General features: G+C 72.4%; 7 protein-coding genes. 6 read left to right on the top strand and 1 reads right to left on the bottom strand.

Features of this window, described 5'->3' with window-relative positions:
• Positions 1-73: 73 nt before the first annotated feature.
• Together QXK92_RS22490 and QXK92_RS22485 are read left to right on the top strand one after the other, a co-directional pair.
• Entirely contained in the window at positions 74-478 is a 405-nt protein-coding gene (locus QXK92_RS22490) for a hypothetical protein (RefSeq protein ID WP_306245354.1), read from the top strand.
• A 410-nt stretch (positions 479-888) separates the two neighbouring features.
• Complete coding sequence (locus QXK92_RS22485; RefSeq protein ID WP_306245352.1) at positions 889-4,881, top strand: PE family protein; 3,993 nt, start codon at positions 889-891, stop codon at positions 4,879-4,881.
• 10 nt (positions 4,882-4,891) lie between these two features.
• On the opposite strand, the gene QXK92_RS22480 is transcribed toward QXK92_RS22485, so the two are convergent.
• Positions 4,892-5,485 (bottom strand): LppP/LprE family lipoprotein, encoded by a 594-nt coding sequence (locus QXK92_RS22480; protein ID WP_306246416.1) that lies wholly within the window; start codon positions 5,483-5,485, stop codon positions 4,892-4,894.
• A gap of 72 nt (positions 5,486-5,557) precedes the next feature.
• Between QXK92_RS22480 and QXK92_RS22475 the strand changes: the two genes are divergently transcribed.
• From QXK92_RS22475 to QXK92_RS22465, 4 genes are all read left to right on the top strand, one after another.
• Entirely contained in the window at positions 5,558-7,273 is a 1,716-nt protein-coding gene (locus QXK92_RS22475; protein WP_306245349.1) for a DEAD/DEAH box helicase, read from the top strand.
• Complete coding sequence (locus QXK92_RS22470; protein WP_306245347.1) at positions 7,270-8,406, top strand: acyltransferase; 1,137 nt, start codon at positions 7,270-7,272, stop codon at positions 8,404-8,406. The genes QXK92_RS22475 and QXK92_RS22470 overlap by 4 nt, the downstream gene beginning before the upstream one ends.
• A gap of 127 nt (positions 8,407-8,533) precedes the next feature.
• Positions 8,534-9,346 (top strand): PE family protein, encoded by an 813-nt coding sequence (locus QXK92_RS34140; protein WP_371934581.1) that lies wholly within the window; start codon positions 8,534-8,536, stop codon positions 9,344-9,346.
• Positions 9,343-14,451 carry a PE family protein gene (locus QXK92_RS22465; RefSeq protein ID WP_371934580.1) on the top strand — a complete coding sequence of 1,703 codons (5,109 nt, stop codon included), beginning with the start codon at positions 9,343-9,345 and terminating at the stop codon, positions 14,449-14,451. The genes QXK92_RS34140 and QXK92_RS22465 overlap by 4 nt, the downstream gene beginning before the upstream one ends.
• Positions 14,452-14,518: the final 67 nt, after the last annotated feature.

Below are 14,518 nucleotides of genomic sequence, written 5' to 3'. Positions count from 1 at the left end.
TTGAGGAATTTCCCGGCGCGTTAATTAATTCATTTTTAATTGAGCGCAAATATCCGCGAAACGAAATTCTCGGTTGGGTGGGCCATTTCGCCGGGGCACTGTCACCGTCGTCCCACACCCGACGGGTGGTGACGGTGGCGCCGCCAGCGGAGGCGGTACCGGCGGAGACGGCAAGATCTTCGCGCTGGGTGACAACACCTCCGCCTCCGGTGCAGCGGCGACCGGCGGTGCCGGCGGCAGTGGCATCAACGTCGGCGGCACTGGCGGCACGGGCGGTCTCGGCCACATCTCGGCGACGCTCCCTGCCGGGACCGCTCCATTCCCGTCAGCGAACAACACCATCGCCACCGGTGGCCACGGCGGCAACGGCACCGGTGTCCTCGGCGGGGCCGGTGGTGCGGCGAACATCGACGCCACCGTCCACCAGAACCTGGATGGAACGATCATCGTTGCTCCGAACGGCGCGAATCTCCCGTAGACCCCGGAATGACCTGCTGGAAAGGCTGGAAGGAGAGAGACGTGAGAGGCCCGCTTCGGCGGGCCTCTCTCGTTGTGCGGTGTCCTGCCGCGGGTCGTCGACGGCCGGGATCGAGGATGTTGTCTGCCGTTGGCCTATGGCAAAAATAGTGTGATGTCCTAGGTGACTATTAATCCTGCTTAACTATTAATTTAAGTCAGCTTAAATATTTGCCCAGCTAATTTTCGGAAGCGTGAATTTCCTGTGCGCGCGGAGATGTAACTACATTGCGGCCGAACGGATTTGGCGCTCCAAAATTGATTCAGTCAAGTTTGTATAAATTCGTTGGAAAAGGAAAATGCGGCGCGTAATGTTCCCGAATCTAGTGGGGGATTCGGGGATTCCCCCGTCGGTTACCTAGGGGGCCTCCGATGTCGTCTTTTGTGTTGGTTGTTCCGGCTGAGCTGGCTGCGGCGTCCACGAATTTGGCCGGTTTGGGATCGTCAATCCGCGCAGCCAATGCCGCCGCTGCCGGCGCCACGACCGAGCTGATGGCCGCTGCTGAGGACGAGATCTCCGCGGCGATTGCCGCGTTATTCGGCGGTCATGGCCTGGAATATCAGGCGTTAGGTTCCCAAGTTGCGGCCTACCACGACCAGTTCGTGCGCGCCTTGACCTCGGGCGGGTTGATGTATGGCGCCGCAGATGCCGCTGCCGCTACGCCGCTGCAGACGCTGGAGCAGAACATCCTGGGGCTTATCAATGCACCCACCAATGCTTTTTTGGGTCGGCCTTTGATCGGTGACGGCGCCAACGGCGCGGCTGGGACCGGCCAGGCGGGTGGAGCAGGCGGGATCCTCTGGGGCAATGGGGGTAGCGGCGGGTCCGGGACGGCCGGCGGCGGCGCGGGTGGTGCCGGCGGTGATGCCGGTCTGTTCGGCAATGGCGGTGCGGGCGGGGCCGGCGGGGTAGGTGCCGCGGGTGCGGCCGGTGGCGTCGGTGGTCACGGTGGCGCCGGCGGCTGGTTGGGCGGCCTCGGCGGTGCCGGCGGTGCGGGCGGCGTCGGCGGCGTCGGCGGACCCACATTCGCCGGCGGTGCCGGCGGTACCGGGGGTGTCGGTGGTACCAGCAGAGCGCCGTTCGGTTGGGCGGCAGGACAGGGCGGCGGCGGAGGGACCGGCGGTACCGGTTACACCGGCGCCGATGCGACGCTCGCCGGCGCTACCGGGGAAGCCGGCGGCGCTGGGGGGATTGGCGGTACTGGCGGTGCCGGCGGTAGTAGCTGGGGCCTGATGTCCGCTGCAGGAGCCGGCGGCGCAGGAGGCAGTGGCGGCATGGGCGGCGCCGGCGGTACCGGTGGCGCCGGGATCGGCATGGCCGGCGGTACCGGTGGGCACGCCGGGGCTGGTGGTGACGCAGGTGTCGGCGGAGCAGGGGGGTCTGCGGCCTTCTTCGGAACCGACGGCGCTGCCGGCGGTGCGGGTGTGGGCGGTACCGGCGGCACGGGCGGGGCTGGGGGTGCTGGTCAGCTCGCGGCCTTACCCGGCGGCGGTACCGCTGGTGGTATTGGTGGCACCGGCGGGACGGGTGGTCACGGCATCAATGGCACCGGCGGCGGTGCCGGCGGCACGGGTGGTGTCGGTGGCAGGGGCGGCGCCGGGAACGGTGTCGTCGGCGGCGTCGCGCAGGCTGGTGGCGCGGGCGGCACCGGAGGAATGGGTGGTATCGGAACCGACGGCGGCGCGTTCGGCGCCGGCGGCAAAGGCGGCGCAGGCGGCGACGGCTTCGCCCTCGGGGTCGGTGCGACCGAGGGTGCCGGCGGGACCGGTGGGACAGGAGCTGCGGGCACTGTCACGCAGGCCGGCTACGGCGGCGGTGGTGGCGGCGGAGGCGGCGGCGCCCTCGTCCAGCAAACCAACGGCGGCAGCGTCCTCGGCACGGCACATGGCGGTCAAGGTGGGGTCGGTGGGGCTGGTACCACCGCCGCCACGGGCGGAGTCGGTGGTACCGGCGGTGCAGGCACGGTATCGGCAGACGGCGCGGGCAGCATCGTGTCCGCCAACAGCGGTGCTCACGGTGGCGCCGGCGGCGCTGGCGGTGTCAGCGGCGGCACCGGCGGTGCGGGTGGTGACGCCAATATGGTGGCCGACCTGGGTGGGTCGGTGTTGGATGCGACCGCGACTGGTGGTGCCGGTGGTGGCGGGGTCAATGGTGGTGTGGGTGGTCATGGTGGTGCTTCGGAGGTCAGTGCTGGTTTGCAGGGTGGTGCTGGTGGCAGCGCGTCGGGTGAGGGCCTGGGTGGCCAGGGTGGCGATGCCGATGGTGTGGGCAGTGTGGGTGGCAACGGTGGTAGCGGCAATATCCAGGGTGGCTTTGTGCGGCCGGGTATTGGCGGTGATGGTGGGGCGGCCAGCGGGTTTGGCACCGGCGGTGCCGGTGGTGATGCGAGCGGTGGTGGCCATGGCGGTAACGGCGGTATCGGAAGTGTGGTCGCCGGTGGTATCGGTGCGGTGGCCGACGGCAGTGGCTTAGGCGGGGACGGTGGTGCCGGTGTGCTCGGTGGTGTCGGTGGCAACGGCAGTAGCGGTCAGGTAGGTGCCTTCAATGCCGGTGCTTATGCCGGCGGTACGGGTCAAAGTGGCGATGGTGGCACTGGTACCGGTGTGGGCAGTCACGGTGGTAACGGCACGATCGGCAATGTGCAGGCGTTCGGTCAGAACAGTCAGGCCAGTGGGACGGCGACCGGCGGCAATGGTGGTGCGGGGACTTCCGGTGGCACCGGTGGGTCGGGGGGTCAGGGCAGGATCGTGGCCAATGCGACGGGCAGCATCGCCACCGACAGTGTCGCCACTGGGGGTGTCGGTGGTGACTCGAGCAGCGGTGTGGGTGCTTTGGGTGGTCAGGGTTATGTGTTCTCCGGGACGTTCGGTGATGCCGGTAGCGGTGGGGTGATCACCGGCAGTACCGCTACCGGTGGTGATTCCACGTCCGCTGTTTCCGGTGGGACGGGTCAGGTGCTGGCGGTCAATGGCACGGTCCTCGACAGCACTGCTGCCGGCGGTGACGCGGTGGGCGGGCAGATCGGGACGGCGGCGACGGTGAGCGCCACCAACGGGGGCACCATCTCGGCAAGCGGGGCCACCGGTGGGCAGAACAGCACGACCGCGATGGGTGGTAACGCCAGCATCACCGCCGATGGTGTCGGTAGCAGCGTCGCCGGTAGCACGGCTGTGGGCGGCAACGCCGGGCTCGGCACCGGCGGCGGCACCGGAGGCGGTGGCGGCGCCGCCGACGTCGTGGCCGAACAGGGCGGTGTCGTGGCCGGCGGCCATGCGATCGGCGGCGACGGCGGCGCCGGCGACACCGGTGGCACCGGGGGAAGTGGCGGATACGGTGACGTACAGGCCATCGCGCCGGGGAGCAGCGCCAGCGGCACAGGCCACGGCGGAGACGGCGGCAATGCGACTGTCGGCGGCACCGGCGGTGCCGGTGGGGAGGGTGCCATCTACGCGTGGGGTGCCAACGGCCACGCCAGCGGCATAGGTACCGGCGGCGCGGGCGGTGACGGTCTCAACGGCGGCGTCGGTGGCAACGGCGGCATCGGCGATACCAACGCCTACATCGACGGTTACGCCGACGGCCTCGGAAAGGGCGGCGCCGGGGGTACTGGCACCGGCGCCGGCAGCATCGGCGGCAACGGCAGCTCCGGTGAGATCCAGGCCGGGTACACCGGCCAATCCGGTGGTCACGCAACCGGGTCCGCATATGGCGGCGATGGTGGTAACGCCAGCGGCGGCGGCCACGGCGGCAACGGCAACTACGCGGTGGTGCTGTCCACCGGTAGCGGAGTGGCTGACGGCACCGCCTTCGGCGGCGACGGTGGCGCGGCTACCACCGCCGGTGCAACCGGCGGCCGCGGCGGCGGGGGCCAGGTGACCGGTGTGGACAACACGATCGTCAGCGGTACTGCGACTGCCGGTGACGGTGGCATCGGATATGGCGGAAACGGTGGCGACGGTGGTGACGGATGGACGTCGGTCAATGTCGATGCCGCTGACCCCACCGGTCAGGTTGTCAATGGCACCGCGATCGGCGGTGACGGCGGTGACGGTGGCCTCAACAATGGCTTGGCCAGGGGAGGCGACGGTGGCCACGGCGGTTGGGGCAAGGTCTACGCCGACAGCGGTGGCACCTCTACCGACACCACCGCCCAGGGAGGCGACGGCGGTGCCGGCGGCAACGGTGGCACCTATGTCGACACCCTGCACCCCGGCACCGGGGGCATCGGCGGACTCGGCGGCGAGTCCACCCCGACGAACACTCCCGGCGGCGTCTATGTCGCCGACGCGGGCGGGCCCGGAGGGACCGGCGGCGCCGACGGCTCCATCGGGACACCTGGCTCCGACGCCCCCAACATCCCGTAGGTCCTGATGCTCAGCGACCCGACGAGTTGCCGATGATCTCCACTCCACTGCCATTCCAGCGGAACTTCACCGTGGCCGGCAGACCGACCGCGCTGGCGTAGGTCAACGCGACGGTGTCACCGGTGCTCTGCGCCGCGTCAACGCCGTTGAATCCGTAGGTGTCCGGCACGCCTTGCGGGATGAACTTGCCGAGGTGGAACAGCACCGCCCGGGTGGTCGGACTGTCGCCGTTGGTGTTGGCTTTGATGATCACCGCGGACAGCTGCGCGCACTCGTTGTAGTTGCCGCCCAGCGGTTCTGGATTCCAGGGCTGTTGACTGCGCGGGTCGCGGGGCAGCTCCGAGACGACTTTGGCGATCGTGGGCGAGCTGAGATTGACCGCGCACGGATCCGCCGGCGCCTCACTGGTACTGGGTGGGGCTGCCGTGCCGGGCGGCGGGCCGGCGGGCCCTGCCGTCATCGCGGCCGAGGTGGGTTTGGTGGCCTGCGGCGTTTTGGCGACCGTCGAGTCCCCGGAGCCGCACGCGGTCAGCGTCACCGCCGCAACGGCGGCCACGACCGTCAGCGGCCCGGCACGGAAGGGGAGGGTCCACACACCGGGCACCGTACCGTCACCCGGCTCACGGGTGCGGCAGGCATGGCCGCCCGGACCGCACGCTCTAGACTTCATCTCCTGATGGAAAACCCGGAAAACTCCCCCGAAACGCCCGTGACGACGTTCGCCGACCTGCAGATTCACCCCGATGTGGTGCGCGCGATCGCTGCCGTGGGCTACGAATCTCCGACGGGTATCCAGGCGGCGACGATTCCCGCGCTGATGGCCGGGTCCGACGTGGTGGGCCTGGCGCAGACCGGCACCGGCAAGACGGCGGCGTTCGCGCTGCCGATCCTGTCCAAGATCGACACCACCAGCAAGGCGACCCAGGCGTTGGTGCTCGCGCCGACCCGGGAGCTGGCCCTGCAGGTGGCCGAGGCGTTCAGCCGATACGGCGCGCAGCGGCACCTCACCGTGCTGCCGATCTACGGCGGGTCGTCGTACGCGGTGCAGCTGGCCGGGCTCAAGCGCGGCGCCCAGGTTGTGGTCGGCACCCCGGGGCGCGTCATCGACCACCTGGAACGCGGGACGCTGGATCTGTCGCGCGTGGATTACCTGGTGCTCGACGAGGCCGATGAGATGCTCACGATGGGCTTCGCCGAAGAAGTCGACCGCATCCTGTCCGAAACACCGGAATACAAGCAGGTTGCTCTCTTCTCGGCGACCATGCCGCCGGCCATCCGCAAGCTCACCGCCAAGTATCTGCACGACCCGCTGGAAGTCACCGCCAAAGCGAAAACGGCGACTGCCGAGAACATTTCGCAGCGCTACATCCAGGTGGCGGGCCCGCGCAAGATGGACGCGCTGACGCGGGTGCTCGAGGTCGAGCCGTTCGAGGCGATGATCGTCTTCGTGCGCACCAAACAGGCCACCGAGGAGGTGGCCGAAAGGCTGCGCGCGCGTGGCTTTTCCGCCGCGGCCATCAACGGCGACATCCCGCAGGGCCAGCGCGAGAGAACGATCGCGGCCCTCAAAGAAGGCGGCCTGAAAGGGATCGACATCCTGGTGGCCACCGACGTCGCCGCCCGCGGGCTGGACGTGGAGCGCATCTCGCACGTGCTCAACTACGACATCCCGCACGACACCGAGTCCTATGTGCACCGCATCGGCCGCACCGGACGGGCCGGACGGTCGGGCACCGCGCTGCTGTTCGTCTCACCGCGCGAGCGGCACCTGCTCAAAGCGATCGAAAAGGCCACGCGCCAGACGCTGACCGAGGCCGAGCTGCCTTCCGTCGAGGACGTCAACGCCCAGCGGGTCGCCAAGTTCGCCGACTCGATCACCGATGCGCTGGGCAGCCCCGGCATCGAACTGTTCCGCCGGCTGGTGGAGGACTACGAACGCGAACACGACGTCCCGATGGCCGACATCGCGGCGGCGCTGGCGTTGCAGTCGCGCGACGGTGAGGAGTTCCTGATGGCGCCGGAACCCCCGCCGGAGCGCCGGGAGCAACGCAGCCGGCAGGATCGGCCCGAAAGGCCAAGGCAGACAAAGCCTTTCACGACCTACCGCATCGACGTGGGCAAGCGGCACCGAATCGGCCCGGGCGCGATCGTCGGCGCCATCGCCAACGAGGGTGGACTGCACCGCAGCGATTTCGGTCATATCGCCATCGGGCCGGACTTCTCGATGGTCGAACTTCCGGCGAAGCTGCCCCGGGCCACGCTGAAAAAGCTTGAACAGACCCGGATCTCGGGCGTGCTGATCAACCTGCGACCGGACCGGCGCTCCGATAAAGCCCGGACCCCGCGGCAATCCGCCGGCAAAGGAAAGCCGAGCCGGAAGCGTGACGTATGACGGTGTCGGAGGCCGAGGACGCCCAAGGCGGCCTCGAGCAGACCGCGGGCGTCGACCGGGTTGCCTCGCTGACCGGCGTTCGTGCTGTCGCCGCACTGCTGGTGGTCGGCACCCACGCGGCTTACACCACCGGGAAATACACGCACGGATACTGGGGGCTGGTCGGCGCCCGTTTGGAGATCGGCGTGCCGATCTTCTTCGTGCTGTCCGGATATCTGCTGTTTCGCCCGTGGGTCAAATCCGCAGCGACCGGCAGCCCGTGGCCATCGCTGAGGCGCTACGCGCGTAACCGGGTGCGCCGCATCATGCCCGCCTACGTCGTCACCGTGCTGATCGCGTATGTGCTCTACCACTACCGCGAGGCGGGGCCCAATCCCGGGCACACGTGGCTGGGTCTGATCCGAAACCTCACCCTGACACAGATTTACACCGACGGATACCTCGGAAAGTACCTGCACCAGGGCCTGACCCAGATGTGGAGCCTGGCGGTCGAGGCGGCCTTCTACGTGACGCTGCCGCTGCTCGCCTACCTGCTGCTGGTGCTGCTCAGCCGGCGACGGTGGCAGCCGAAGTTGGTGCTCGCCGCGCTCGCGGCGCTGACCCTGGTCAGCCCGGGCTGGCTGGTACTGGTGCACATCGACCGTTTCTTCCCCGACGGCGCACGGTTGTGGCTGCCCACGTATCTGGCCTGGTTCCTGGGCGGCATGATGCTGACCGTGCTGCAGCAGATGGAGGCTCGCTGCTATGCGTTCGTAGCCATCCCGCTGGCGGTGATCTGCTACTTCATCGTCTCCACTCCGATTGCGGGCGCGCCCACCACGTCGCCGGCATCGCTGCCCGAAGCGCTGTGGAAGACGGGGTTCTACGCGGTGATCGCCACGCTGGCGGTGGCGCCGCTGGCCCTGGGTGACCACGGCTGGTACTCGCGTGTGCTGGCCAGCCGGCCGATGGTGTGGCTCGGTGAGATCTCCTACGAAATCTTCCTGATCCACTTCATGACAATGGAATTCGCGATGGTGTACATCGTCCGGGCGCACGTGTACACCGGCCCCATGCTCAACCTGTTCGTCGCCACTGTCGTAGTGACCATCCCGTTCGCCTGGCTGCTACACCGGTTCACCCGGGTTCGATAGGTCTGCCGCAGCGAAATCTTGGCGTTTTCATGGTCTTTCGTGTTCCGGCTAAGCCCCGTATCAGACACGCGTAGAGTTCTGCAACGATCGTGAGCTGTTGGTGCCGTCGAACGCCAGGGGAGCCCGGATGTCCTTCTACTTGATCGCTGTGCCTGAGGCCTTTGCGGCGGCGTCCGCGGACCTGGCCGGGCTCGGCGCGACGATCAGCCAGGCCAACGCGGCGGCAGCCGCCGCAACCACCCAGGTGTTGCCCGCGGCGGCCGACGAGGTGTCGGAGTCGATAGCGCGGCTGTTCGGCGGTTTCGCCCAAGACTATGAGCTGGTCAGCTCGCAGATGTCGGCATTCCACAACGAATTCGTGCAGGCCCTGACCGGTGCGGGCAACGCCTACTGGGCGGCCGAGGCGGCCAGTGTCAACCCACTGCAAACGGTGTTCGACGACATTCTGCTGGTGATCAACGCCCCGACCAGGTTCCTGTTGAACCGCCCGCTGATCGGCGACGGCACCAACGGGGCAGCCGGTACCGGGCAAGCCGGCGGTGCCGGTGGAATCTTGTTCGGCAACGGAGGCAACGGCGGTTCCGGAGCCCCCGGCCAGGCCGGAGGTACCGGCGGCGCGGCTGGAATCTTCTTCGGCAGTGGGGGCGCCGGCGGCGCCGGTGGTACCGGAGCGGCAGGCGGTGACGGGGGCTCGGCCGCCTTCTTGTTCGGCACCGGTGGGAACGGCGGCATCGGGGGCGCCGGCGCGGTCGGGGGCCGCGGCGGTGCGGGTTCGTTCTTCTACGGCGCAGGGGCACCGGGGGCGTTGGTGGTGCCGGCGCTGCCGGGGGTGTCGGTGGGTCCGCAGGATTCTTCGGCAACGGCGGTGGCGGCGGCGCCGGTGGCGCGGGCGTCACCGGTGCCGGTGGTGCGGGCGGTGCCGGCGGAAACAGCGGGGTGATCTACGGCAGCGGTGGGGCAGGCGGTGCCGGCGGGGCCGGCGCGGCCGGCGGTTTCGACGGCGGGTCCGGCGGTTCGGGTGGAGCGGTTTCCGCACTGATCGGTGGTTCCGCGGGTGACGGCGGAGCCGGCGGCGCGGGTGGCATCGGCGCAACGGGTCCGGGCGGCGCAATCGGAGGTCACGGTGGCACTGGCGGAGCCGGTGGGCTCGGGGGCGCGGTTCAGTCGCTGATCGGGGGAACCGGAGGCGCCGGCGGCGCCGGAGGCCAAGGCGGCCAGGGCGGCACCGGCGGTGTCGGTGTGGGCAACGCGGGTACCGGCGGAACCGGTGGCACCGGCGGAAGCGGAGGCATAGCGGGTGCCGGCGGAGCCGGCGGGTTGTTCGGCGCCGCCGGGGCGAGTGGCGCGAGCGGACAGGGTGGCCAGGGCGGCACCGGCGGCGCCGGCGCGCTGGGGCTGACGAGTACGACGGCCGGCCTCAACGGTGGTCTGGGTGGAGACGGTGGCGCGGGTGGCCAGGGTGGTGTCGGGGGCGCCGCCATCGCCGGCGGCGCCAGTGGCAGTGGCGGTGTCGGCGGTACCGGTGGGGCCGGTGGCCAGGGTGGCACCGGGTTTGCTGATGACGGTTTGAACGCCGCCACGGTCGGCGGCACCGGCGGCACTGGTGGTGCCGCGGGTGCCGGCGGCGGTGCGGGTAGCGGCGGCGGTGGTCTCGCCGGCGGTTACGGCACGGGCGGCAGGGGTGGTGCCGGTGGCACCGGCGGCGCCGGCCTGCAGGGTCAGACCAGTACCACGGCGGGCCTCGATGGCGGCACCGGCGGCAACGGGGCAGCCGGTGGTCAGGGCGGTGCGGGCGGCAATTCCGCTGCCGGTGGAACGGCCGGCGCCGGGGGTGTCGGCGGTACCGGTGGGGCCGGTGGCCAGGGCGGTACCGGGTTTGCTGACGACGGGACCAACGCCGCGACCGCCGGTGGTGACGGGGGTACAGGTGGTGCCGCGGGTGCCGGCGGGAAGGCCGGTACTGGTGGCGCGGCGGGTGTGGACGGCGGTTACGGCACGGGCGGTCAGGGTGGCGCCGGTGGTACCGGCGGTGCCGGTCTGCTGGGGCAGACCAGTACGACGCCGGGTCTCGACGGTGGTACCGGCGGGAACGGTGGCGCCGGTGGTCACGGGGGCGCCGGTGGTGGTTCGGGTACCGGTGGCACGGCCGGCGCCGGAGGTGTGGGCGGTACCGGTGGGGCCGGTGGCCAGGGCGGTACCGGGTTTGCTGATGACGGGACCAACGCCGCGACCGCCGGTGGTGACGGGGGTACTGGTGGTGCCGCGGGTGCCGGCGGGAAGGCCGGTACCGGTGGCGCGGCGGGTGTGGACGGCGGTTACGGCACGGGCGGTAAGGGTGGCGCCGGTGGTACCGGGGGCGCCGGTCTGCTGGGGCAGACCAGCACGACCGCGGGCCTCAGCGGTGGCACCGGCGGCAATGGTGGTGCCGGCGGTCATGGGGGCGCCGGCGGTGGTTCGGGTACCGGTGGCACGGCTGGCGGCGGCGGTGTGGGCGGCACCGGGGGTGCGGGTGGCCAGGGTGGTACCGGGTTTGCTGACAACGGTGTCGACGCGGCGACGGCCGGTGGGGACGGCGGCCAGGGTGGTGCCGCGGGAGCCGGCGGTAAGGCCGGTAGTGGTGGCGCGGCGGGTGTCGACGGCACCTACGGGACAGGCGGCAAGGGTGGTGGTGGCGGGACCGGCGGCGCCGGCCTGCAGGGTCAGACGAGCACGACCGCTGGCGTCAACGGCGGCACCGGCGGCAATGGTGGTGCCGGCGGTCACGGGGGCGCCGGTGGTGGTTCGGGTACCGGCGGCACGGCCGGCGCCGGGGGAGTCGGCGGTACCGGCGGTGCGGGTGGCCAGGGCGGCACCGGGTTTGCTGATAACGGAGTGAACGCGGCCACGGCGGGCGGCACCGGCGGCGCAGGCGGTGCCGCGGGTGCCGGCGGCAAGGCCGGTACTGGCGGCGCGGCGGGCGTGGACGGCGGTTATGGCACGGGCGGCAAGGGTGGTGCCGGTGGTACCGGCGGCGCCGGCCTGCAGGGGCAGAACAGCACGACCGCAGGCCTGAACGGCGGCACCGGCGGCAACGGCGCGGCCGGTGGTCAGGGCGGGGCCGGCGGAAACTCGGGTGCCGGTGGCACGGCCGGCGCCGGGGGCGTGGGCGGTACCGGCGGCGCCGGCGGTCAGGGCGGCACCGGGTTTGCTGACGACGGGGTCAACGCCCCGACCGCCGGCGGCGCCGGTGGTAACGGCGGTGTGGGTGGTGTCGGCGGCGCGATGGGCAGCGGCGGCACCGCAAGCACCGCGGGCGTCGGCGGCGCCGGCGGTGCCGGTGGTAATGGCGGAGGGGGCGGCGCGTCGGCCACCGCGGGCAAGGCGGGCGGTGCGGGCGGTGCCGGCGGCCAGGGCGGCAACGGCGGGACCGGGGCCGCCGGCGTCGTCGGAGGCGCGGCGGCCGCTGGCGGAGTCGGGGGGCAGGGCGGGGCAGGCGGCACCGGTGGTGGTGCGGTGGGAGGCGCAACGAACGGCGTCGGCGGCGCCGGGGGTGCCGGTGGTCAGGGCGGTGTCGGCGGTGCGGGATTCGCCGATGACGGCAGCAACAATGCGGGCGCGGGCGCAACCGGCGGGACCGGTGGTGCCGGCGGCGTGGGCGGTGCAGCGGGGAGCGGCGGTGCCGGGGGCGGCGCCGGCACCGCGGGCGCAGGAGGCAAGGGCGGCGGAGGCGGCGTGGGTGGTGCGACAACCACCACGGGGCACACCGCTGGTGCCGGTGGCGCCGGCGGGGCCGGCGGTCAGGGCGCGACGGGAGCGACGGGTACGGCCGGCGGCGTCGGGTCTACCGGCGGAGTCGGTGGGCAGGGCGGCACCGGTGGCGCCGGCGGCGGTGCGGTGGCCGGTGCCACGAACGGCAGCGGCGGCGCCGCAGGAGCCGGCGGCCAGGGTGGTTCCGGCGGTGCCGGGTTTGCCGATGACGGCAGCGACAACGCCGGCGCGGGCGGAACCGGTGGAACCGGCGGTGTCGGCGGTGCCGGTGGTGCGGTCGGCAGCGGCGGTTCCGGTGGCACCGTGGGCGCGGCGGGGGCCGGCGGCAAGGGCGGCGTCGGTGGCGTCGGTGGGGCCACGGCGTCCGTCGGACATACCGCCGGTGTCGGTGGGCAGGGTGGTGCCGGTGGCGCCGGAGCCGTGGGTGCAAGCGGTGCTCCGGGCTCGACCGGTGGTGTCGGTGGGCAGGGCGGCGCCGGCGGTTCCGGTGGTACTGCGGTGGCCGGGGCTACCAACGGCAAGGGCGGCGTCGGGGGTACCGGCGGTCAGGGTGGTACCGGTGGTGCCGGTTCAGCTGACGGCGGCACCAACAATGCGGGCTCCGGCGGAACCGGCGGCGCCGGCGGTGCCGGCGGCGTGGGCGGTGTGGCGGGAACCGGCGGCTCCGGCGGTATCGCGGGGGCGGCCGGGGCCGGTGGCCTGGGCGGTAACGGTGGCGTGGGTGGAGCCACGACCACCGCTGGTAACACCTCGGGTGCCGGCGGCGACGGCGGCCAGGGTGGCGCCGGCGGCGTCGGCGCGGTGGGCTCGGCCAGCGGGGCCGGATCTGCAGGCGGTGTCGGCGGGCAGGGCGGCACCGGCGGTACCGGGGGTGGTGCGGTGACCGGCGCCACCCGGGGCAACGGTGGCATCGGCGGCGCCGGCGGTCAGGGTGGTGCCGGTGGGGCCGGCTTCGCTGATGACGGCAGCAACAACGCGGGCGCGGGCGGAACCGGTGGAACCGGGGGCGTCGGCGGTGCCGGTGGCGCGCTGGGCAGCGGCGGCTCCGGTGGCAGCGCGGGCGCGGCGGGGGCCGGCGGCAAGGGCGGGATCGGTGGCGTCGGTGGGGCCACGGCGACCGTCGGGCACACCGCCGGTGTCGGTGGGCAGGGGGGTGCCGGTGGTGCGGGGGCCATGGGCGCGAGCGGTGCTCCGGGCTCGGCCGGTGGTGTCGGTGGGCAGGGCGGCGCCGGCGGTTCCGGTGGTGCCGCGGTGACCGGGGCTACCAACGGCAAAGGCGGCGTCGGGGGTACCGGCGGTCAGGGTGGTTCCGGTGGTGCCGGTTCAGCTGACGGCGGCACCAACAATGCGGGCTCCGGTGGAACCGGCGGCGCCGGCGGGGTCGGCGGCGACGGTGGTGCGGCGGGAACGGGCGGTTCGGGGGGTAGCGCGGGGACGGCAGGGGCCGGCGGCAAGGGCGGCGTCGGCGGCCAGGGTGGCGCGACCACCACGACCGGCAACACCGCGGGCGCAGGCGGTGCCGGTGGCGCCGGAGGTGCCGGTGGAATCGGCGCCGTCGGGGCGACCGGCGGGGCGGGGTCGGCTGGCGGCGTCGGCGGGCAGGGCGGCGCCGGCGGCACCGGGGGTACCGCGGTCGTCGGTGCCACCAACGGCAAGGGCGGAATCGGCGGGGTCGGCGGCCAGGGCGGTGGCGGCGGTGCCGGCTTCGCTGATGACGGCAGCAACAACGCGGGCGCGGGCGGGTCCGGCGGAAACGGTGGCGTCGGTGGCGCAGGCGGCGCCGTGGGCACCGGCGGTTCCGGAGGGACCGCGGGCGTCGGCGGAGCCGGCGGCCAGGGTGGCGGCGGCGGGGTGGGTGGTGCCACGGTCACCGCCGGCCACACCGCCGGCGTCGGCGGCACCGGAGGCCAGGGCGGCGCCGGCGGGGCCGGGGCGGCCGGCGCGGCCAGCGGCGGAGCCGCCGCGAACGCCGGTCACGGCGGTAAGGGCGGTGCCGGCGGTGCGGGCGGAGCGAACACGGCAGGCACCGGCGGTACCGGCGGCCAGGGTGGTACCGGCGGCACCGGTGGTACCGGCGGCAACGGAACCGGTGGCAACCTGGGCGGATTCGGCGGCAACGGCGGCACCGGTGGTACCGGCGGAATCGGCGGAAGCGGTTCCAGTGGTAAATCCGGCGCTGGTGGCGGTGACGGGGTTGCCGGCAAGACCGGCGACGCCCCGACCGGGGTCGGCAACTCCACGGGAGGTTCCGGCGGCGCCGGCGGCTCCGGTGGTTCCGGAGGTGCCGGCTCTGCCTAGACCCCGGTTCGTCTCACCCGGGTTCGATCCGACTGGAATGGTTACCCTAACCTAAGTTGGACGAGAT

It is taken from the genome of Mycobacterium sp. TY815, from assembly GCF_030755135.1.
Taxonomy (GTDB): domain Bacteria; phylum Actinomycetota; class Actinomycetes; order Mycobacteriales; family Mycobacteriaceae; genus Mycobacterium.
The sequence above is the reverse complement of the archived record's forward strand: the minus strand, read 5'-3'. Positions and strand labels throughout refer to the sequence as shown.